Annotated in this window: 23 protein-coding genes; 20 read left to right on the top strand and 3 right to left on the bottom strand. The window is 42.7% G+C overall.

The annotated features are described in order from the left end of the window. Positions 1 to 400: 400 nt before the first annotated feature. The 12 genes from QFZ81_RS18435 to QFZ81_RS18380 all read left to right on the top strand — a co-directional run bounded on the left by QFZ81_RS18435 (position 401) and on the right by QFZ81_RS18380 (position 8,877). The gene (locus tag QFZ81_RS18435) at positions 401 to 994 is read left to right on the top strand and encodes a YdeI/OmpD-associated family protein (RefSeq protein WP_307603931.1); all 594 of its coding nucleotides are present in this window, start codon (positions 401 to 403) and stop codon (positions 992 to 994) included. 35 nt (positions 995 to 1,029) lie between these two features. Then, a complete protein-coding gene (locus QFZ81_RS18430) occupies positions 1,030 to 2,025 on the top strand; it encodes a helix-turn-helix transcriptional regulator (RefSeq protein ID WP_307442993.1) in 996 nt (331 codons plus the stop codon). A 5-nt stretch (positions 2,026 to 2,030) separates the two neighbouring features. Continuing rightward, on the top strand, positions 2,031 to 2,333 hold the full coding sequence (locus QFZ81_RS18425) for a putative quinol monooxygenase (protein WP_307603929.1): 303 nt from the start codon (positions 2,031 to 2,033) through the stop codon (positions 2,331 to 2,333). 167 nt (positions 2,334 to 2,500) lie between these two features. Then, positions 2,501 to 2,998 (top strand): DinB family protein, encoded by a 498-nt coding sequence (locus tag QFZ81_RS18420; RefSeq protein ID WP_307442996.1) that lies wholly within the window; start codon positions 2,501 to 2,503, stop codon positions 2,996 to 2,998. A gap of 40 nt (positions 2,999 to 3,038) precedes the next feature. Next, complete coding sequence (locus QFZ81_RS18415) at positions 3,039 to 3,491, top strand: carboxymuconolactone decarboxylase family protein (protein WP_307449777.1); 453 nt, start codon at positions 3,039 to 3,041, stop codon at positions 3,489 to 3,491. A gap of 39 nt (positions 3,492 to 3,530) precedes the next feature. Beyond that, entirely contained in the window at positions 3,531 to 3,902 is a 372-nt protein-coding gene (locus QFZ81_RS18410) for an ester cyclase (protein ID WP_307442998.1), read from the top strand. 167 nt (positions 3,903 to 4,069) lie between these two features. After that, complete coding sequence (locus tag QFZ81_RS18405; protein ID WP_307603927.1) at positions 4,070 to 4,477, top strand: tetratricopeptide repeat protein; 408 nt, start codon at positions 4,070 to 4,072, stop codon at positions 4,475 to 4,477. A gap of 81 nt (positions 4,478 to 4,558) precedes the next feature. After that, entirely contained in the window at positions 4,559 to 5,143 is a 585-nt protein-coding gene (locus QFZ81_RS18400) for a hypothetical protein (protein WP_307603925.1), read from the top strand. Positions 5,144 to 5,302: 159 nt separating this feature from the next. Further along, complete coding sequence (locus QFZ81_RS18395) at positions 5,303 to 6,037, top strand: WecB/TagA/CpsF family glycosyltransferase (protein WP_307603923.1); 735 nt, start codon at positions 5,303 to 5,305, stop codon at positions 6,035 to 6,037. Positions 6,038 to 6,463: 426 nt separating this feature from the next. Next, a complete protein-coding gene (locus tag QFZ81_RS18390) occupies positions 6,464 to 6,985 on the top strand; it encodes a WecB/TagA/CpsF family glycosyltransferase (protein WP_307603921.1) in 522 nt (173 codons plus the stop codon). 146 nt (positions 6,986 to 7,131) lie between these two features. Then, a complete protein-coding gene (locus QFZ81_RS18385) occupies positions 7,132 to 8,046 on the top strand; it encodes a phosphotransferase (protein ID WP_068531634.1) in 915 nt (304 codons plus the stop codon). A 267-nt stretch (positions 8,047 to 8,313) separates the two neighbouring features. Continuing rightward, entirely contained in the window at positions 8,314 to 8,877 is a 564-nt protein-coding gene (locus QFZ81_RS18380; RefSeq protein ID WP_307603914.1) for a GNAT family N-acetyltransferase, read from the top strand. 95 nt (positions 8,878 to 8,972) lie between these two features. Here QFZ81_RS18380 and QFZ81_RS18375 read toward each other — a convergent pair whose 3' ends face one another. The 3 genes from QFZ81_RS18375 to QFZ81_RS18365 all read right to left on the bottom strand — a co-directional run bounded on the left by QFZ81_RS18375 (position 8,973) and on the right by QFZ81_RS18365 (position 10,529). Continuing rightward, positions 8,973 to 9,545 (bottom strand): IS3 family transposase, encoded by a 573-nt coding sequence (locus QFZ81_RS18375; RefSeq protein ID WP_307606952.1) that lies wholly within the window; start codon positions 9,543 to 9,545, stop codon positions 8,973 to 8,975. Continuing rightward, positions 9,469 to 9,690: an IS3 family transposase gene (locus QFZ81_RS18370; protein ID WP_307603912.1), complete on the bottom strand. Its 222-nt coding sequence runs from the start codon at positions 9,688 to 9,690 to the stop codon at positions 9,469 to 9,471. The genes QFZ81_RS18375 and QFZ81_RS18370 overlap by 77 nt, the downstream gene beginning before the upstream one ends. A gap of 161 nt (positions 9,691 to 9,851) precedes the next feature. After that, positions 9,852 to 10,529, bottom strand: a complete 678-nt coding sequence (locus tag QFZ81_RS18365) for a helix-turn-helix domain-containing protein (protein ID WP_307603566.1) — start codon at positions 10,527 to 10,529, stop codon at positions 9,852 to 9,854. Between the two features lie 602 nt (positions 10,530 to 11,131). Between QFZ81_RS18365 and QFZ81_RS18360 the strand changes: the two genes are divergently transcribed. From QFZ81_RS18360 to QFZ81_RS18325, 8 genes are all read left to right on the top strand, one after another. Continuing rightward, positions 11,132 to 12,301, top strand: a complete 1,170-nt coding sequence (locus QFZ81_RS18360) for a rhamnogalacturonan acetylesterase (protein ID WP_307603910.1) — start codon at positions 11,132 to 11,134, stop codon at positions 12,299 to 12,301. 440 nt (positions 12,302 to 12,741) lie between these two features. Then, positions 12,742 to 12,936 (top strand): hypothetical protein, encoded by a 195-nt coding sequence (locus tag QFZ81_RS18355; protein ID WP_307603908.1) that lies wholly within the window; start codon positions 12,742 to 12,744, stop codon positions 12,934 to 12,936. A gap of 224 nt (positions 12,937 to 13,160) precedes the next feature. After that, positions 13,161 to 15,053, top strand: coding sequence for a beta-propeller domain-containing protein (locus tag QFZ81_RS18350; protein WP_307603906.1), 1,893 nt, complete (start codon positions 13,161 to 13,163; stop codon positions 15,051 to 15,053). 75 nt (positions 15,054 to 15,128) lie between these two features. Next, positions 15,129 to 15,929 carry a hypothetical protein gene (locus QFZ81_RS18345; RefSeq protein ID WP_307603905.1) on the top strand — a complete coding sequence of 267 codons (801 nt, stop codon included), beginning with the start codon at positions 15,129 to 15,131 and terminating at the stop codon, positions 15,927 to 15,929. Positions 15,930 to 16,645: 716 nt separating this feature from the next. Continuing rightward, positions 16,646 to 18,169: a lamin tail domain-containing protein gene (locus QFZ81_RS18340; RefSeq protein WP_307603903.1), complete on the top strand. Its 1,524-nt coding sequence runs from the start codon at positions 16,646 to 16,648 to the stop codon at positions 18,167 to 18,169. Between the two features lie 182 nt (positions 18,170 to 18,351). After that, positions 18,352 to 18,960 carry a stalk domain-containing protein gene (locus tag QFZ81_RS18335; RefSeq protein ID WP_307603901.1) on the top strand — a complete coding sequence of 203 codons (609 nt, stop codon included), beginning with the start codon at positions 18,352 to 18,354 and terminating at the stop codon, positions 18,958 to 18,960. A 242-nt stretch (positions 18,961 to 19,202) separates the two neighbouring features. After that, entirely contained in the window at positions 19,203 to 19,766 is a 564-nt protein-coding gene (locus tag QFZ81_RS18330; RefSeq protein ID WP_307603899.1) for a hypothetical protein, read from the top strand. Positions 19,767 to 20,014: 248 nt separating this feature from the next. Further along, the gene (locus QFZ81_RS18325; protein WP_307603897.1) at positions 20,015 to 20,575 is read left to right on the top strand and encodes a GNAT family N-acetyltransferase; all 561 of its coding nucleotides are present in this window, start codon (positions 20,015 to 20,017) and stop codon (positions 20,573 to 20,575) included. The last annotated feature ends 339 nt before the right edge of the window (positions 20,576 to 20,914 follow it).

The raw sequence follows: 20,914 nt of genomic DNA, 5'->3' as shown, positions 1-20,914 counted from the left end.
AGCATTAATTAATGATCGATCGTTAACGGGCAGGATAGTTGAATAGAGGAGGCTTAACTCAGTTGGGAGTAGGAGCTTGCTGGCGATCGTCCTTACTATAATTAAGAATTAAGAACTCTTACAGAAAATACTCAACTTAGCGCCGATCGAGTGTTGTCTACTTTCCGTACTTGGAGAATCAATCGGCACACAGGTTAATTACATCGCTCGGCTTCTTGATTGAATCCCACTCGCACGCATTTTATGAATAATCATATGCTTTTTTGAAGAGTGCGACCAAGGGCTACCCCCTTACGAGCATTGATCAAAAAAGGGCTCTCGTTCCAATATCTCCGGTTGAAAATCACTGACTGTAATTGTCAGCAATAATTGTATACACTTAGATCAGGAGGCGATTCATGTGGTGAAAAAATCGAGTGACTTACCGATTATGTCCTTTGCCGATCCACTGTCTTTTGAGCGTTGGCTTGACGATAATTGTGATACCTCACCCGGCATCCGATTACAGATTGCGAAAAAGAATTCAGGCGTCGTTACGGTTTCCTATAACGAAGCGCTCGAGGTTGCCTTATGTTACGGATGGGTCGACAGTCAGAAAGAAGCGTTAGATGAGAAAACATGGTTGCAGCGGTTCACTCCGCGCGGAGCCAAGAGTATCTGGTCCAAAGTCAATAAAGAAAAAGCGGGACAGCTGATCACAAACGGGCGAATGAAGACTTCCGGATATAAGGCAATTGAAGAGGCCCAAAAGAACGGGAACTGGGATAAAGCCTACGAATCGCAAAGTATCGCCTCGCTGCCTGAGGACTTCACGATCGAGTTGGAGCGCAATGCCCAAGCTAAGGCGTTCTACGATACGCTTGATAGACAAAATAAATACGCAATCATATTTCGAATTCACAACGCCAAAAAACAAGAAACCCGAGATAAGCGGATCCGGCAGTTCATCCAGATGCTTGAGAAAGGCGAAAAAATTTATCCTTCATCTCCTTAACATACCCAGCTCATCTAAGGAAGGAATGGCGAACGATGTCCAAAGCAGACCATATGCTGTCCATTCTGTGGCTACTCCGGTCGGGTAGACGAATAACCGCTAAGCAGCTCGCGAACGAGCTGGAGATCCATATTCGCACGGTATACCGATATATCGATTCGTTGTGCGCCAGCGGGGTCCCGATTATAGCCGACTCAGGGCCGAACGGAGGCTATCGGATACTCAATCAGTTCACGGAATCCCCCCTGATGTTCGATATGGAAGAGCAGAAGGCGCTAGTTCACGCTTCAACTTTCGCCCACGAGGCGGGTTACCCGTTCAAAGAAGAACTCAATCGGGCGATTAATAAGCTGAAGCGCTACACGAATGAAGAACAACTCGATCAAATCGAGCGCCATATGGAAGGCATCTCCATCATTAATCCGCCGATCGAAGAGAAGCAAAGGGATTGGCTTCGGATTTTGGAAGAGGCAGCTGCTTGGGGCAGATCAGTAGAGATGGTGTACGACAACGGCAAGCGGGAGACCCCCAGCATTCGTGAAGTCGACCCCTACGGCATTGTACATTGGAAAGGGAGTTGGTATGCCGTCGGGTATTGCAACCTTCGGAAGGCGATACGCAGCTTCAGGGTGGATCGCATTTCCCGAATCGCACCAGGCGATCGTTATTTTGAGCGGCCTTCCGAGTTCTCTGCAAAAGATTTTCTGCTGCTCAACTTACTTCCCGGCGCTTCGGATTCGGAATCTCTTATAACAGTAAAGATCCTGGGCTATGGGCAGGCGCTGGATCTCTTATGCCAGCATTGGCTATTCAGCCATACGCTTGTCGAACGTAATGAGGGACAGGCCTTATTCAGGCTTAGCCTGCCTTCATTGAAGTCCTATGTTCCTTACTTTCTTCTCCCTTACGGGAAATCGCTGGTCATTCTCGAACCGGACATGCTAATTGAAAGGCTTGTGGAAGTAAGCCGCGATATTGCGGCACATTACGAATCGACGCTATCGGTACGAATCCCAGAAAGCAAAGGATGAACGATATGAACAAATTCGCCATGTATGGAAAATTGATCACCCACCCGGGCCAGCGAGATGCGCTCGTGCAGACGATGCTGGAAGCGGCCGATCAGTTTGATTCTATGGAAGGCTACGAATTGTATATCATCAATGTGACGGAAAACGATCCGGACGTCGGTTGGATCACGGAACTTTGGAGAGACGCCAAAGCACATGCCGCTTCTCTTCAAAATGAGAATGTATTGGCATTGATCCAGAAATGCATGCCGTTGATTGTCGGCGCAGAACCGATAAAGCTGCGGCCGGTCGGCGGCAAAGGGATCTAAAGTCAGGTTCATGCAAAGAAGGGGTAGTTCCTGTCGAGGAGCGGCCCCTTCTTTTTTTCTTATTGCGGCCGAAAGAAAACCTGTACAGAAATACTGACCGTAACTGTCAGCGATTGCGAGATATGATTAGCGAGAAAGGAAAATCATGAACTTGGAGGGAAACAGGAATGTTTACCAAAATCGATGATTTCATAAAGGAGTTCGAAATGGAGTCCGCAATAACGGAACGGGTGCTAAATACGCTGACAGATGAATCGCTCACCCAAATTGTCTCGGACAATCAGAGGACCCTTGGAGAGATTGCTTGGCATCTCGTAAGCTCTATTCATTTTCTCACCTATCTGGGCTTATCCTTCGACGAGCCGTTGGCAGAGGAGGCCGCGCCTCTATCCGCGGCAAAGATTGCAAGTGAATATCGACGTATTGGAAAAGCTATGCTGCGTGCTATAGGAAGCCAATGGACGGATGAATCGCTTGGCCAGGTCGTTAACGTGGCCGGTGAAGATTGGCGGAATGGAGCTTCACTGCGGTTTACATTGCGACACGAAATTCACCACCGCGGCCAATTGACGGTATTGATGCGGCAAGCTGGTTTACGAGTCCCCCCTGTGTTGGGGCCCACTCGCGAAGACTGGATTGACAAAGGGATGAAACCGTATGCCTGAGCAAAATACTAAAATTCAATCAAGAAAGAAGGATCGTTCCATGTCTGCACGGTTTGATATTTATCAGGTGATGAAATTAGTGCCGCAAGGATTTAAGCTTCTAGGCGAGCTGGATGCGTATACTAAGTCGACTGATCTTGATCCAAAGCTTCGCGAACTGGTCAAATTCAGGGCATCGCAAATCAACGGCTGCGTATATTGCCTTTCTTATCACGCAGCCGATGCGCGAAAATTAGGGGAATCCGAAATGAGGCTTTATTGTCTCAGTGCATGGGAAGAAAGCCATCTTTACTCGGAAATGGAGAAGGCGGCATTAGAACTTACAGAGCATGTAACATTATTGCCCTCGCTTAAAGTGCCGGATCATGTGTATCAAAAGGTTAGGAAGTACTTTTCGGAAACTCAGTACATCAATCTAACGATGTTAATCATGATGATCAATAGTTGGAACCGGCTTTCGATTGCGATGGGATTCACTCCAGAAGCAGAATGAGTTAACCGGTATCCGGTTAGAGAAACGGAGAGGATTTCATTGACGAGAGAAGAAATGGAACAGGTCATTTATCGAATGTACGAAGCGTTCAATAGCAGAGATATAAACTCAGTAGATGATATTTTTACACAAGACTTTTACAGTCATCCCTTACAAGCTGGGCTTGAAGCCGTTAAAAAGACATGGGTTTCGATGTTCGAACGATTCCCGGATATTCGAGTGGTTGTCGAAGACCTGCTTGTTGAAGGCGAAAAAGCCGCAAGCCGCACTAGTATACGGGGAATAACCGCAGCAGATGCTGAAAAACAACCAATGATTCTTGAACTTATTCGAGTGGAAAGCCAACGGATTGCCGAAGTGTGGGGGCTTACGAATTTAGGAGAGGTTGTCGGGTCAAAGCGTAAGGATTAAACTAACGAATACGATAGTTCAATTAACCGCCTTATCATGAGGCGGTTTTTCTTTTGGTTGAGAATCAACAATATAGAATAACCGTGGGACGGGCAGGTTAGTTAAGAAAGGATTTGGAAAACATAAACATAATTACGGGAGAATTTAATATGGGGATGGGTTAATAAATGGGCATTTTTTCGTTGATAAGACCTTTGAAAAAATATGTACATTATGTTGATAGGGCATCTTTTTATGAACAGCTCTTTCTTAAGAAAAAAGCAATTGAAACAATGAAGGATGCAATAAATCAACCATTTTCTAAAAAAGAAAAGGCAAGTGGTTTGATTTATTTGGGGATTTTGTATTCAAAAATGAACGAATTTAATCAAGCGTCAAATTTTTACCAACAATCACTGGAATTAGTATCAGATGAGCAATTCAAATATAGCAGTAATTTTAAAAAAATCATTGAAACATTTCTTAAAAACGGGGAAAAACAAAGAGCATTATTTTGGTTAAATAACCTTCTAGAACGACAAAATTACGATAGGAGATTTTCGAAATTAGCTGATTTAAAAAAGCGTTTCGGTTAAGCTAACGCAGAACTCAAGCTATTGAAACTGAGTGAATGCTTGCTTCGTATGGTATGAAAAAAACAACTGGGGGGCCAATCTTTGAAACGTTATAAGGTGATTAATGCGAAGATGGCGACGCTGTTATCCCTTTCTGCCATGGTCCTTACCTTATTCCTGGTATTTTCCATAGGCCATCGCTCAATTTTAATAGAGCTCGAGATCACAACCGGCGTTTTAGCTGTAGTACTCTTTACATTCCTGTCCTTTGGTTTGTACAGGGGAGTAAGGTTACAGAATGATCCCTTATATAAGGAAGGGTGGAAACCATTTGGAAAGTGGGATGTACTGGATTTTGCTTCGGCGGGCGACCTGTTTCCGGTAGAGTTTCCCGGAGAAGGCCTATTTGGGATCGCACTTACAGTTATTGCCTGGATCGTAATTACGATTGTGATGCTCATTCTTATTTTTTTGGTCGGTAACATGCTCTGGGGGATTATCGTGTTCATGGGTGTAATGCTGTATTGGTTGTTTTATAGGGCATACCGATATGTCTTTCTAAAAGGGAGGGCGTGCCGTAATCGAGTTGGCTTAAGTCTTGCATATGGCGGGTTGTATACCGTTTTGTATACTGGATGGGCATTTATATTGCTTCAGATCGGGTCTTGGGTGATGCAAGGACATTAACCGTGCTTTTTAAGCTCTAACTAAGTACAATTGCTCAATAAACGGGAGCAGGCGCCGCGGCGATTTGCTCCTGTTCGTTGTAGTAACGGGGAGTATAGCATGGTAATATAATCCATGTTAAAATGTGGTTAACATACTTAATGAGGGTGACAAACCAATATGGAGAAATACGCTACAGTAATGGGAGTTAAATTTCCAAAAATGACGTTAGACCGAACTATAGAGGTTCTTACTGATGTTATTGAAGAGAAAAAATCCGAACTCTTTCATGTAATAACGGTTAACCCAGAGATCGTTATCGCTTGTCAAAAAGATACATCGTTACGCTCAATAGTTGATGAAGCAGGTCTGATTACAGCTGACGGTATTGGAATTGTAATGGTGTCTCGTTTAAGAGGCGGAAATCTTCCCGAAAGGGTTACTGGGTACGACACGTTGTTAAGGTTACTTGATTCTGGTAATCAAAAGAAATGGTCATTTTATTTTCTGGGTGCAGATCCTATCACTAATGAAAAAGTCTGTGAGGTTATTCGCAATAAGTATCCTGACCTTTCAATATTAGGTAGGCACAATGGTTTCTTTAAGCAAACTGAAGAAGATAAGATTATCGAAGAAATTGGAGACCTAAAGCCTGATATATTAGTGGTTGCACTTGGAGCACCATTCGCAGAGAGATGGATTCATAATAATAAATCAAAATTAAATGCGAAGATTGCTATTGGTGTTGGAGGTAGTCTTGATGTAATTGCAGGAAAAGTAAAAGAGACTCCAGAAAGTTGGAAACGGCTAAACTTAGAATGGCTTTTCAGGTTGATTCAACAACCTTCAAGATGGAAGCGACAGTTGATCTTACCTAAATTTGCAATTCGTGCACTGACGTTTAGAGAAAAGTAAATCGTCGTTCCATTGAACTAACGGGAGACGATAGTTGAATATGTGAATGGCTGCTACGTGGCAGTCCTTCACTCCGTTAACGGGCAGTAGAGCGTGGTGTATACTTCCAACGGTGAGGCAGTTAAGAGTTATCCTTGAATACGAAGTGTAGGATAGTTTGGAGTAATCCTTTATGTTAAAATGTGGTTAAAAGCCTAAGGTGGATTCTATGGAGAACTGTTCGCAAATAATGGGAATTCCAGTACCAAAAATAACTATGGAAGATACAGTCCATATTATTGACCAAATAATAACGAAAAAAAAAGCGGAACTGTTCCATGTGGTAACACTAAATCCAGAAATCGCCATGTCTTGTCAACATGATTTACTGCTCCGTACCATAATGATGAGGCGGGTCACCTTACCGCGGACGGTGCAGGCATTGTCATGGTCTCTCGTTTAAAGGGAAATCCACTTCCCGAACGTGTTACAGGATGTGATCTTCTATTTAATTTATTGGAGATAGGGAACAGAAAAAATTGGTCATTTTATCTTCTGGGCGCGAATGAGATGACTAGTAAAAAGGCAACAGAAGTAATAAGTAAGAGATACCCAAATGTATCCGTTTTGGGTAGACAGCATGGCTTTTTTGATCATAAGGATGAGGCACAAATTGTAGATGAGATTGCGACCTTGAATCCCGATGTTCTAGTGGTTGCACTTGGAGCCCCAAAAGCTGAATTTTGGATACATAAATTTAAAAAAAAATTAAATGTTAGGGTTGCTATTGGCGTTGGAGGAAGTCTTGATATCATTGCAGGGACAGTAAAAAGAGCACCAGTTATATGGCAGAAGTTAAATGTGGAATGGCTTTATCGATTAATAAATCAACCATCTAGATGGAGAAGACAATTAATTTTGCCTCGTTTTGCAATGAAAGCATTGTTATTTAAAGAAAATAATCGGTGATAACGGAACATAAGCTTAATAAACATTTGGAGAAGGCTGCCGACAGCAATAATAACGGCAGCCTTCTCAGCTAACGGGCAGTTATGCGTAACTTCCAGGGAATGTAAACGTCTAAATAAAGTAAGGAACGAGGAGGCAGATATTTCATGGGAGGAACGAATGTATGGGATGCGGAGTGGGAGGTTAACGAAGAGCAGGCGCGGACGCTGATCGGCAGACAATTCCCTCAGCTGTCATCGAAGCAAGTGAAGCGATTGGGCTGGGGCTGGGACAATACGGTTTTTCTCATCGGTGACGAGTACGTGTTCCGGTTTCCAAGAAGAACGATTGCAGTTGGCTCGATTCGTATGGAAGGGAAGCTGCTGCCGAAGCTGGAGGCATATATGACCATCCCCTATCCGAAACCGTTGTTTTATGGCGAAGCAAGTGACGAATACCCGGCACCATTTCTTGGCTATGCCTACGTGCCAGGAGATTTCCCCATCGGTTTGACGGAAGAACGCCGGGCTTTATCGGCAGAGACGCTGGCGAAATTTTTGCGGAGATTGCATGAGTTTCCGGTGCAGGCGGCGCTGAAGTGCGGAGTTCAGCAAGATCATCGAAGCTTGACGGACATAGCATCGCGCAAAGTGAAATTGGAGGGCTTTCTATCGAAGGTGGTTGAACACTTGTCGCCGGAGGAGTCCGGTGTGATCGAAGCGTATATTAGCAGGCTGCAAACGGACCGTGTCGAGGCGGTGAATGCACTGCTACATGGCGATCTTCATTTCAAAAATATGCTTGTGAATGAGAACGGGATCGTTTCCGGCATCATTGATTGGGGCGATCTGAGCGTAGGCCATCCGGCTTGCGATTTGAGCGTTGCTTACAGCTTTTTACCACCTTACGCTCGCGGCGTGTTTTTCGAAACTTACGGAGGAGCGGACGAGGAAACGAAGCTGCTGGCGCGGCTGATCGCGGTATACATCCCCGTACTGATCTTGATGCAAGCGGTCGATGACGGGAATGAAGCGATTGCGGCAGAGGCGAAATCCAACATCATGCGAGCACTGTCGGATTAGGCTCATTATTCCGTTGCAGCTATGGGGCTATGGCTATCGGCACCATTTTGTCGTTTAAAGGCCGCGATAAGGTACGATTCGCCTTCTCTGATGCCGCTTTATGTTGAGGAACACGAAATTCAACAGAGTAAGTCGTTGCGCTAACGGAAACGATAGTTGAATAACACCAGGAGGCTGCCTCACGATCGGTAGCCTCCATTACGTTACGGGCAGGAAGGTTCAATATAACATCTGCTATTCTTTCAAATTGGTATAGGGGGCAAACAAGTGATAATTAGTAATAAAGAATTTCACGTGAATGGACTGAACTACACCATTAGGTCTACCATCGAAACCTATGCGAAAGATCTATCCGAATTAAGACTACAAATTGATGGAGAGACGGAGAATCTGGACAGAGAAAGAGGCGAATCTTTCATTGATGTATCTGGATTTGAACAATTAATACATACGGACACGCTCAGTCCAAGAAACTTATTTTTGGTTGCTGTCGCGGATAAGCGTATTGTTGGGTTCTCGAGATGCGAAGGAACTTATCTCAAGAGATTTTCCCATAAAGTCGAATTTGGAGTATGCGTACTTAAAGACTTTTGGGGATATGGGATCGGAAAAAATCTTCTGAAAGAGTCTATTGCTTGGGCTGACTCCAATGACATCAAAAAGATAACTCTGAATGTCTTGGAAACCAACACTAAAGCCATTGAACTGTATAAAAGGCTTGGCTTTGAAATCGAAGGCATATTAAAAAAAGACAAAATTCTTTCCGACGGTGAATACTATAACACCATTGTGATGGGGAGATTCAATGACGCCCATACAAAGTGTTGTTGAGCTAACGCAGAACGATAGCTGAATAGACATGAAGAAACGGCAGCCGACATTGAACTGCACCCCGTCAAGTAGACAGTACAAATAATAAAAGTCAATTAAGCGGCCTTGGTCCTAAATTCCATCGGACTGAGGCCGTTTAGTTTTGCTTGTAACCGTTCGTCATTGTAAAAGTGGATATAGGCCTCAATGTCCTTCTTTAGTTCCTCAAAAGTATGGTACGTGTGTAAATAATATTTCTCACATTTCAAGGTCCCCCAGAAAGATTCCATTGGACCGTTATCGATGCACCGCCCAACACGGGACATGCTCTGGATCATTTTGTTTTCATCCAAGAGCTTCTTAAAGCCCAAGGAGGTGTATTGGTAGCCTCGATCGCTATGAAGCATAGCGGTGCTTTCTGGGGCTGCTTGCAAGGCCAGTTTCAATGTCTGGAATACAAGTGGATTGTTATTGGAACGCCCTAATACATAGGAGACGATGGATTTATCATGAAGATCGAGAATAGCGCTTAAATACGCTTTCTGGCCATTGCCGTACTTGAATTCCGTTACATCGGTGAGCCACTTTTCATTCGGAGCATCAGCATGGAATTTACGGTTTAGTAGGTTCCTCCGCCACCTGCTGCGGCGTGGCGTTCGTGTACTTCTTTTTCTTTCTCCGGATAACAGACTGGATTCCCATTACCTTCATTAACCGCTCTACACGCTTAAGGTTAATGGTTTTTCCGGTTTGTTTTCGCATATGCAGGGTTAGTTGACGGTATCCAAAGGTACGCTCCACTTTCTCATAGATGGTCATCATCACCTGGGTCAACTGCTCATTCTCCTGCTCACGAGAACTGGGTTTGCGATTGAGCCACTTGTAATAGCTTGAGCGTGCAATTCCTGCAATTTCGCATAGGAGTTGAACGCTAATTGACGCATCCTTTTGAAGCGCCTGGATGGCAAGGTAAATCGTTTCCTGCCGTGTTTGATTTAGCGTCGCCTTCTTTCGAGTTCCTCTAACTTTTTTAAGAATGCATTTTCCGCCCGAAGTCGCTCAATTTCGTACTCCATCTTCTTCATCTTGAGGTTCTGTTGATCGGCCTCCGTTAACTCTTCCGGGGCTTTCTTTCTCCCTCGGCCATCCTTTAACGCATCCTGACCGCCATCTTCGAACTTCTTCACCCATTGGTATACTTGCTGGTAGGAGACCTGAAACTGTCCCGCTGTCTTATGGTAATCATGTTGATTGGTCTGGCAATACTGGACAATCTCGATCCGTTCTTGCCATGTCGTAGAGCGACCCTGTGTCATAGCTTTTGCTTCCCCTTTATAGGCTTTTAAGCTGCTATAACCATTATACTTCTTAATCCAATTAAAAAGTTGTCTCGTACTAGCAATCTTGTATTTATCGATGATCTGGTATTGAGACAATCCCCCCTCAAGGAAATCCTTTACTGCTCGGAACTTAAGCTCAGTACTATAACTTTGAAGATGCGTACGGCGCTCCAGCCCTTCATATCCATACGTCTTGTACCGACGCTGCCATTTCATTAGAGTCGTCTTATTAATCCCATATTTCTTCGCAGCTGCCAGAAAACCAATTTCCCCGTTCGATACTTCCTCGAGAATGGCGAGTTTCTCCAAAGCATTATATTTTCCTCTAGACATGAAAAAGCTCCCCTCACAGTATCAGGCTTTTTGTTATTTCACCTGTCTACCGCATGGGGAGCATATCACATAAGGGCTGCCGTTCTCTCAATTAACTGGCAGATCATTCAATTGGGTGTTTCATAGTGGAAAACAAAACTGTTTATTCACGATCTCAAGCTGGTGAAATTTGCGAAGGTTCCGCAAGCGCCAAAGTGGACTAAGGGTTTCCGAAGGTCAAATTCAATGGTCGTTATCTGAAGGATGCTCTCTTAGTTTTTTGGATATATTTGGTACTTTCGATCCTCCAAGAGACCGGGTTCCGTGAATGCTACAAAAGCCACTTTAATGATTTCAACAACCTGCCAGTTCTACATATAAAGAAAATAAAGATGTTGCGGCCAACTTTACTCTGAATTTTTAACAAAAAAGACGGTAAATTCAATCGTTTTTCCTTGCGTTAACCAACTATACTTAATATTGTAAGCGCATACATTAATGCTTTCCGCGAATCGTCCCACACACAGAGGATGTGATGATAGTGAAAAAACTATTGTAATGAATTATGATTTGTTACGCTATTCGATCGAAACCTATTTTATCTGGGAAGAGGAGGATTTTTGATGAAAAAAGTATTACTGACTGTATTAACTGTTGTCTTATGTTTGAGCTTTATGATTGGCGGTTCCGTATCTGCGTCAACACCAACCGTTTACAAATTTAATTTTGGCGCAGGATCCGAAGTACCGGGTGATTATATTCAAGTCAACGCTTCTGAAGCATATACTCCCGATAAAGGGTACGGCTTTAATACACCTCAAGACGTAATAAATGTCGCAGCATCCGGAACAGGCGTGGGAAGCACAGCCGTTCAGTTTGTAAAATACGGGGTAACTAGTGCTAACACATTCAATGTTGATTTAGATAAGGGTCTTTATCAGGTTCAGGTCATGTTAGGGGACACATCGAGATCGAGCGTAGCGGCTGAAGGTGTCTACCAATTATTAAATTTAACAGGAATCACTCCTGAAGATTCATTTCTTATTCCCATTACAGACGGACAATTGAATCTCATTGTAACTGCAGGCATAGAGGGCAACGCCCATACAATAGCCGCCCTCATCATCACCAAAGTGTCGAAATATCCTGTTATGCCCAGAACGGTATGGATCGGCGGAGATTCGACGGTAGCCAACTATTATCCCAAGGATGCCGATGAACTCGTCGGTTGGGGACAAATCATTACGGAGCTTGTGAATCCGGAGACCTTTCAGGTTAGAAATATGGCTTCCGCCGGACAAATTGCGAAAGGGTTCTTGGAAGGCGGATCGCTGGATACAATCCTGAAATACATTAAAAGGGGCGATTATTTCCTGTTTGAAATGGGTATCAATGATGAGAAAAAGTATTCTGAAGGTCAATTCACAATATATATGCGGCAAATTGTTGAGGCGATGAAAGCAAAAGGGGCGACAGTCGTCTTAGTGCCCCCTCAAGGGCGGGCCATAAGCTGGACTACGGATGGAGTCAACCTGGTGCACTATGCCGAAGATGATTCCTATAGGCACGCGACCATTGCTTTATCGCAAGAACAAAATGTCGGACTTGTGGATCTTAATGTTCTAAGCTCAGCTTACTTTACTTCGATAGGGCCGGCAGAAACGGATCTTCTTTATAAGACTGGTGATTGGTTGCACTTTAATCGCAAGGGCGCCACTGTCCTTGCGAAGCTTGTGGTGCAGGATTTGCAAAAACAAGGTATGGATGGTTTTGACTATTTGATAAGCTTTTAAGTTTCTGTAACGGAAGTGCGACATGAAACGTCTTAAAGCTGTTCATGTCGTGTCCTTCCCAATGTTGATCTTCGTTTAGATACATGCTTGATCTGCTTCCGCATGCTGATAAAATAATACTGAAGACGACAATGATTAGTATTATTCGTAAAATTACCCCCCTACTAGACAGTAATTGTTACGTTTTACAATTAAAAATCATGAAGATATTAAACGATCTCGGGGTAGCCTCGTAAGTAGTATCTTATAAGGATATTGAACTAACGGAAACAAGAGTTCAATAAATAATTACATGAAGCTGCCGCAACAACGACCGGCGGCTTTATTTTGTTAACGCTTAGTAAAGTATGAATAACATTTTCGAAAACCCATATTATGATATAATTTAAAACAAAACTGTGAAACACAGAAAACTTATGGAATATTCAAAGGAGAAAATAATGAATAAGTCAGTTGGATTTAATCTCTTAATGCTAGGAAATGTATTTTTATTGGTGGGGATTGGAATAAATTATGGAATATCTGATAATCGTTTTGGGACAACCCTAATAATCTTATCAATGATTTTTAATATACCAGGATTGATATTAACTGGAATGCAGTTTAATAGACTAAATAGTAATGGGAAACGTTAGTATTATGTCGGCAGGCTGACGGAATCATAGTCAGCCTGTTGAAGTAACGGGCAGGATAACGCAACTTATGATGAGATTTATGCGTCTTATTAATGGGATAAACTGTAAATTATGAGGGTTCTTATGAAAAAATGAGTATACGTTATTTTAGTAATAATGACCTTTATGTTTTCATCGGGTGAATCAGTTTCTCCAAAAATATTGAGGAGGAGTGTAAGATAAAAATGGTTGTAAATAAAAAGGCAGCTGCGGTTATTATCGCCATCATCATGGTAAGCGGATTAGGTTGGATTGGCTTTCGATTGGCAAACGAAAGCAAGGGCTCAGTTTCACAAGGCACAACTCAGCAAAGCACTGCTGAACCCAATGATAGTTTTTCAATGAAACCTATACCATCGGTTGTTGATGGGATAATCGAAGAGGACATTCAATCTATTCGTATCTTTGAAGGATCTATGTCCGATTATACGGCCAAAGAGACCCCTTTCTTTTCAAAGCCTGATGTAGGCATCATGTTTTTTCCGAAAACGATGATGCCTTTGACGCCAGAGGTCATATCCGAACTTCCTAATAGAATCAAGATCATTTCTAAGAATATAAAAAAGGAAGTTCGTTTTTCAGTCGATCCGATAAAATCCGGAGATTCCAACGTAGTTCCGTTGTTGCTGCAATTGATTGATGCTCCTAAAGAGGATCTCCTTATCCATTTCGTTTCTATGGACGGACAAAAAGAGAAAATCGTTACCCTATTTTATACCGAACCGTTCAATTATACAGTTACATCTGAAGATGATCCGGAAATTGCGAAATACGACGCATATTTAGAACAAGGGATGAACACAGTTCGCCATTTACAGCCAGGCAAGTTATATAAGTATCGATTCCAATTTACGCACGATGTGAATCGGGAGAGCGTTCAACACAAGTTGACAGAATACCTCAAAAACAATGCTTTTCAGGGAGTAAGTTTGGACTGGGAGAATGATAGGAGTTTTATTCTTTCTATAGATTTCAGGCATGAGGCAAATGCAGCTCCTGTTGGATTGAGTTTTAACGGCGTTCGCAACACAGCAGGATATACGCTCTCAACCGGTAAACAACATCGTTTTCAACCTGCACCTGCCCAGGCGCTTTATAGAATCAACCTTGCAACTTCAAAGAAGGATAGCTTGTTTGCCTCCTCTATTCATTATAATGAAATTGATGTATCCCCCAATGGGAAGTATGGATTGGCAGCAGAAGTGGGAGACAATGAAATGCATTCGATTTACGCCTATTCTGTAATCGATTTGAATGGAAAAATATTAAAATCATTCGGTATGGACGAGATTCGTCTTGCCAAATGGTCCCCAAATGGCAATGCACTGATCTATTTGCAAAAAAACAATGTGATGCTTTATGACCTCCCTAGCGGTAATACCAAGGTCACTTGGGCAGCTCCAAATCAAGAAAAAAATGCTAGAATCGTCTCCTTAGACAATGATCCTACATCAGAAACGACAGTGATCGGTTGGGGTAAGCACGACGATAATGGCAGATTCACCTATGATCTTTACGTTTTATCAGATTATAGTGACAGCCAACCAAGGAAAATCCAATCCGCGGGCAGCTTTTCTTGTTACGAAGGACCCTGCATTGCCCCTGGTTATCGGATCGTCAAAAAAGACGAAATGTATTACGAAGTTTATGGCGATCAGGAAAACACTCCTAAATGGTCTGCTTACAAAATAGATTTGGCCAGTGGGGAGAAGAAGGAAGAGGACCTAAAACATCTGATTTCGGATGACGATAATAAGCGTATCTTTGAATTATCGAATGGGAAATCGTTATGGATTCAAAAACTACCTGTGAATGGTAAGGAGCAATGGATTCGTTCCGATCCGTTCACAGGCAAACAAACTCCACTCATGGAAACCTCTCTCGGATTATTTAAAGAGTGGATGTCTCTGTATGAAATCGGGGAAGACAAATACTTGATCCATCTTCCTGATCAGAATTGGAAAATCATTGATACAAGAAACAACAAAGTGTCAGAATATGTATTGATTCCAAAGGAAGTCAATCAAGTTCACAAATTAGGGACACAACTATATTTTTTTAGCAACGAAGAGTCATAACTAACCAATTGTAAACAATGGTCAAGTAAATGAAATGATGCAGGAAGTTCAAAAAATCGAGGGTGGAGGACCGAAATGTCAAACAATCTTAACCATTTAAGAGTATTTATAAAAAAGATACTCTCCGTGATTTTTCTTTGCTTAGTTTTAACCGCTTGTACCGCTCCAAAACAATCACAACCACCCACCATAAAAATAACGTCATCCGCACAACCTGAACCTACAAAAGAAACTACTGTCATTAAGCCTGAGAAAGAAAATATCGTTCCAGTAGAGTATATGCCTGTAACATTACCTACTATTAGCCTATCACCCATTGGTACGAACGTAGTCAATAAGAAGCTTAAAGAAGTAAAACTACAAGATGCTTCGGTTGTTCTATATAGCAAAAAGAGTGGCGAATCTCAAACCATCTACGCTGGTATTAAAACTGGAGACAAGATTTACGAAATCGAGGGCATCATTGGATATGGAAATCCCGACGAGACCGAAATTTCCCGAAATTATTTCAACGGCATTTCACTCATTAAAATCCGTGGATCAGAAGGAGCATCCGCCCCGATTACCCACTACATTAAAATTGAAAATAGCTTCCCTATATCATTTATTCAAATGGAAAAATACTGCCAAGAATATGATATCGATAGTGATGGTAAAAAAGAATTGATCACATCCGCTGGAGGAACGATTCCAGAAACTGAAATAATAAAAGTAAACGGCAATAAATTTGAAAGCGTAAATCTTAATCAGGTCATGAATGGTGTTGTGACTTTTGATAATAAGCATCTAGAATTTATTGTATACCAACCCAACAAAAATCCTGAATTATATAAAATGACCTCTAGAGGAATGGAATATGTGAGCGAGCAGTCGTAACGGGTACGATAGTTTAGCGAACTTCACGAATACGTGAAGTTCGTAAATAAAACGTAGGTGAAACCACCAGATGTATGAAACGATGGGATGAGAGAACCCTATGTGCTCCCCCTGCTTTTGCACCCACCTCCCTGTAGATAAATAAAAATGACACTTTCTTTCCAGACAAGGGGAAGTGTCATTTTTATTTTTGGGCTAATAGTTTTTGTACAGCGGAAATATTATCTAACACTAGACGATATCGCTTTTTCTAATCGAGATTTCTGTTGTCATTTATTGCTTTCAGTTCTTCTGTTAGCTTTGAAATTTCTTTGTACCTTTTCTTTTTTCGATAGGATGCAAACATTTCCAACCCGACCTCCCCTAGAATTCGTCGTCTTCTTTAGAATATTGTTCTCGCTTTAAACCCAAGTGAACTACTACAGTAGAAATCATGGGTTGGTCCTCAAATGTGTGTGGTCAAACACTATCAAGCAATGATGGGGTTCATAATTCGGTTTACAATTAAAAAAAGCACAAGAGACGGGATATTCTACTAACTAGCTAGCGTTTCAAAAATTGAGGAGAGTGTTTTACATCCATGTTATTAAAAGACTCACAACAGGGTCAAGTGTAGAAAGAAAATAAAGTATTAGCTTAACGGGCAGGATAACGCAACTTATCGTGAGATTTATGCGTCATATTAATGGAATAAACTGTAAATTAGGAGGGTTCTTATGAAGAAAGGAGTATACGTTGTTTTAGTAATAATGACCATGTTACTAATCGCTAAATTACATAAAAAAATTGGCTTAATCTGTACAGTCGCAACGCTGACGATTGCGCTTGCAGCATGCACGTCGGAAAACGCGGACAACGAGAAGAACGAGGGCAACGCCCCACAGGCGAGTGTCGCAACACTTGCAGACGAACTGCGGAGCGACGAACCGGTCAAACTTATTAACCCTTCTGATAACGCATCTGCACTAGAGGATCTAGAAGTAAAATGGAAAGTGATGGCACCCAACGATGCACACAACCCATGTCCGTGCGAGTATGGAAGCACGCCGATTACCGGGGATCTAACGGTTGCGCCCGCGCCCTTAATTGGCAACCATACCACCGTCGTGTACGAAGAAATCGAGTTCGGCAGCTTCGGTGAAGCCAAGCTGTACCTCGTGGCGCGCGACCGTTACGTCGGCGATACGAATAAAGACGAAAATTACGAAGGCTTTACCTACGAAGCTTGGTTAGTCGCGTTGGGAGACAAGCTCGATAACGAAGGCACCCGAATCGCGACGAACGTCACAGTCACCGGCCAATCGAGCATGAGCGACGCATACGACAAAGGTAAACAGCTCAGTAAATATGCCGTACTTTCCGATGGAAACGGAGATTACATCTTGCATTCTCGGCCGAACAACGAAGACGGAGTCGCACTCGTCAGCGTCGATTTCTGGAAACAGACAGCTGTTCTCGAGAATCAGAGCAATCGCGACGTCGATCTAACGGGCTGGGGACTGGAGGGAACGAATAAACGTGAAGGCTACGTATTCTCGGAGGGAACGGTACTGAAGGCGGGAGATAAGCTGACCGTTTTCGCCGGGCTAACCGAGCGAATAACTCCTGGTCCGGGCGTAATCGTATGGGAAAACAATCGGTTTCCATGGCGATACGACGGCGATCAAGCCGTCTTGCGCAATGCGGACGAAGAAGTCGTCAGCCATATCGAGGGGCCGAACCTGACTCCCCCCGTTATCATCGGAGTGTATAAGAACATGCCAATTACGGCAACGATTACCTCTAACCCGGGCGTGACTGCCGCGATCGCAGCCTTCAAGGCGGCGGATGGCACGCCGACGGGCACGCTTCAGATCAGCGAGGCCAAACAAGCGAAAGCCTCGAACGGCCGCACGATCTGGATGCTTATGTTGCGGCCGAAAGGACAGAACGAAGGCGCATTCGCGGACGTGCGGATCGATCCGGACAACGGCGAGATGCTGATGGCTTCCGGTTTCGGCGGGGCGAAAGACCAAGCGCTCGCATACGAGGATGCAGGCGCGTTAGAGAAGTTAGCGAACGATCGGTTGCGCTTGCTCCTGGGAGAGGCTCATGCCGAATATAAGTTGATCGACTTTGTCAACGAGCACGGATACGCCAAGATGACGTTGGAGCAAGGCGGCAAGGACATTTACCAGCTTGTCTATTCAGACGTGGAAGGATTTACAAGCGTTGCTCAGCCTTGGTTGCTCGCCCTGTAAACGTGCAAGTAAATGAGGCGTTAAGCGTAGGTTATGTTAAACTTTGTTGATTTTTGATTAAGCTAAAGGGCAGATGAGTGGAATAACACTCATAAAAAATGTAAAAAATTACAATTTAAATGGAAACTTTTTACTTGTCACAACGTCTAATTCATTAGAAATTAATATCGGGAGTGATGAATTTGAAAAAGTTTGTTATAGGTCTAATTTGCGGAATTGGTTTAACAGCAACAACTGCCGTTTATGCCTCTGATACAATTCAAGCGTACTTGTTTCCAGTTAAAATCATGCTAAATGGGGAAAGCATAGAAGTCGATAATAATGAATATGTTGTTTTGAATCATATTGGTCACACATATGTACCTCTTCGTTGGGTTGCTGAAAATATGGGAGCGACTGTAACTTACCAAGAATCGGAGGGGAGCACGCCTCCATGGATTCATCTATCGTATTATCAAACCGATAGCGGATTATTAATTAAAGACCCAAAGGAAAATCGAGTAAGTATCGGAAATTTGCAATTGAAAAAAATCGTGCATGATTACCCAAATTATGTAACCGCACAACTTAAACTTCAGGATTCTCCTTATCCTTTGTCTTCCGTACATTTCAAATTGTCTTTTTATGATGAAAACGGAAAATTAATTGAAAAAGGAGATGGTACTGGTCAGTTGATGAAGTCTGGTGATATCCAAACCGTCATAGTTAATGTAGGTTCACTGAAAAACTATTCTTCCGTTACTCTTACAGTCACTGAAATTATAGATATTAGTAATGCAGGACACGACTAAGTTTGTTGAAAGATATCAACCCGTTGTGAAACTAACGGATAACTATAGGTTAATAACAACATGAAAAGGCAGCCGGTCCAGGTGGATTGGTTGCCTTTTCTCAAGTAACGGGCAGTATAGCACAGCAAGAGAATTGAAATTATGAGAAGGTAGTTAATGAAACTTTTGTTTAGCTAAGTCCGTCTAATATTTGGAAATAAAAATACAATACCAATTCAGTACCTCAAAGAGGAGAGTTAAAATTGAAAAAAATAAAGCTTTTATTTTTGGTTTGTATTGTTATCGTTTCACTATCCGCATGTTCTAAAGATAACGTCCTACCGCAATCTCCAAATAATACCCAAGAACAGACGCCAAAAACAAATATTCCCGTAACTGAACCTGTCGTTGTCGGTACTTCTAATACAACATCACCAGCAACAACTCAACAACCAACGAAAGATACCGAGAGCATAGTTTATGAAAACAATAAATACAATTTCATTCTCGAAATCCCCAAAAGTTGGGACGGGAAATACGATGTTGTTGAAAATGGAGATGGTCTTAGATTTGTCTACAAAGCAAATAAAAATGGGACACTATTTTCTATAACAATATGGTCTAAAGAGAAATGGAGTACAGACGGGGCAGAACTTGCGAAAAATATTCATATATCAAAGATAGGAGAAAAGGGAGACAAGATTTATACGTTAAGTACCCCAACTGACGTGCAGGTCGACCCAAGTGATAAGAAGATGACGGCTGATTACGCATCTATGTGGGAGGACATTGAAGGCATAAAAGCCACTTTCGAGTTTAAAAAATAAAATGTACGAGATGTTACAAAGTTTTCGTCAAAACTTGCCGTTTCAGACAGGGCGGTGACGTATCATATATAAGAGTGTTGGTCATTACGCTAACGGGAACGAGAGTTATAACAGAGAGAAGGCAACCGATCACCTGTGGACCGCTTGTTTGTCTTAAAGCTACCGAGCTGTAATCTTTACTTATAGGTGCTATACTTCATGGAAGATAGGATATTTATGGATTAAAATTCCGAAAGTGGTGAACATCATTGGAGACTTTGGAATATCACATCACCGATGAATGGAATGAAGCAAGTTGGAACGCAGTAGAGCGAATCTACGAGCAAGCGTTTCCCCTTGACGGCAAGAAAAGCCGCGATATCGTTCGTCACATGTTTGAAAAACGTATGTGCCAGCTACATACAATTGCCCAGGGCTCAGAAATTATTGGGATGGCATTGACCGGAATCGATCAGCAAGCTGGAGCTTTGCTAATTGATTATATAGCAGTTCGTAAGGATGTTCGTGGCAGAGGATACGGCCGACTATTGCTGGACCGTATCAAGCAATGGACACGCACTGTTGCGGGCTGCAAAGGGATCATCGTCGAAGTGGAATCCAAACCGACGGAGGAAAACAGCCAGCGAATCCATTTCTGGGAAACAAACGGTTTCCATCTCACTGCTTATGTTCATCAGTACATTTGGGTGCCGGAGCCCTATAAGGCGATGTATTTGAACTTCGAAGAGACTAATCGGTTGCCCGAGGATGGGAAGAAGCTGTTTCGAAGCATTACTCGACTCCATGAAAAAGCGTATCGTCGTTCTTAACCCTGTCTAAGAGAAGCTCGCCAAGCAGCTCCTTTTTTCGTTCAATGAAAGGTATGAATACATCGCTAAAAAAACTTCTAGTGGCGGTATTTTCGAATTTTGCGGTATCGAAGTAGTAGTGGAGCAGTTCTTGTTTGGGGGAGTAACCACAGTAGCTACAGATGAAACCCGTAAGGAGATGTTGGAGCAAGTCAAAAAGAAGTTTAGTTACTTTTAACTAAATTACCTCATACCTTGTTTCATAGAGGCGCGTTAACGCGTCTCTTTTATTTTCTACTAAAAGACACTGTTAAACTAACGTTGCCGCGGCAACTGCTCCTTATTTTCATTGAGCTAATG

Origin of the sequence: Paenibacillus sp. V4I9 (assembly GCF_030817295.1) — a bacterium.
GTDB lineage: Bacteria > Bacillota > Bacilli > Paenibacillales > NBRC-103111 > Paenibacillus_E.
This window is presented reverse-complemented; position numbering and strand designations above follow the sequence as displayed.

Coding starts and splice junctions, on each gene's coding strand:
- QFZ81_RS18345 (WP_307603905.1), top strand. CDS start 15,129: ATGTCAAACAATCTTAACCATTTAAGAGTATTTATAAAAAAGATACTC.
- QFZ81_RS18415 (WP_307449777.1), top strand. CDS start 3,039: ATGTCTGCACGGTTTGATATTTATCAGGTGATGAAATTAGTGCCGCAA.
- QFZ81_RS18425 (WP_307603929.1), top strand. CDS start 2,031: ATGAACAAATTCGCCATGTATGGAAAATTGATCACCCACCCGGGCCAG.
- QFZ81_RS18395 (WP_307603923.1), top strand. CDS start 5,303: ATGGAGAAATACGCTACAGTAATGGGAGTTAAATTTCCAAAAATGACG.
- QFZ81_RS18420 (WP_307442996.1), top strand. CDS start 2,501: ATGTTTACCAAAATCGATGATTTCATAAAGGAGTTCGAAATGGAGTCC.
- QFZ81_RS18385 (WP_068531634.1), top strand. CDS start 7,132: ATGGGAGGAACGAATGTATGGGATGCGGAGTGGGAGGTTAACGAAGAG.
- QFZ81_RS18355 (WP_307603908.1), top strand. CDS start 12,742: ATGAATAAGTCAGTTGGATTTAATCTCTTAATGCTAGGAAATGTATTT.
- QFZ81_RS18340 (WP_307603903.1), top strand. CDS start 16,646: ATGAAGAAAGGAGTATACGTTGTTTTAGTAATAATGACCATGTTACTA.
- QFZ81_RS18350 (WP_307603906.1), top strand. CDS start 13,161: ATGGTTGTAAATAAAAAGGCAGCTGCGGTTATTATCGCCATCATCATG.
- QFZ81_RS18365 (WP_307603566.1), bottom strand. CDS start 10,529: ATGTCTAGAGGAAAATATAATGCTTTGGAGAAACTCGCCATTCTCGAG.
- QFZ81_RS18405 (WP_307603927.1), top strand. CDS start 4,070: ATGGGCATTTTTTCGTTGATAAGACCTTTGAAAAAATATGTACATTAT.
- QFZ81_RS18430 (WP_307442993.1), top strand. CDS start 1,030: ATGTCCAAAGCAGACCATATGCTGTCCATTCTGTGGCTACTCCGGTCG.
- QFZ81_RS18360 (WP_307603910.1), top strand. CDS start 11,132: ATGAAAAAAGTATTACTGACTGTATTAACTGTTGTCTTATGTTTGAGC.
- QFZ81_RS18390 (WP_307603921.1), top strand. CDS start 6,464: ATGGTCTCTCGTTTAAAGGGAAATCCACTTCCCGAACGTGTTACAGGA.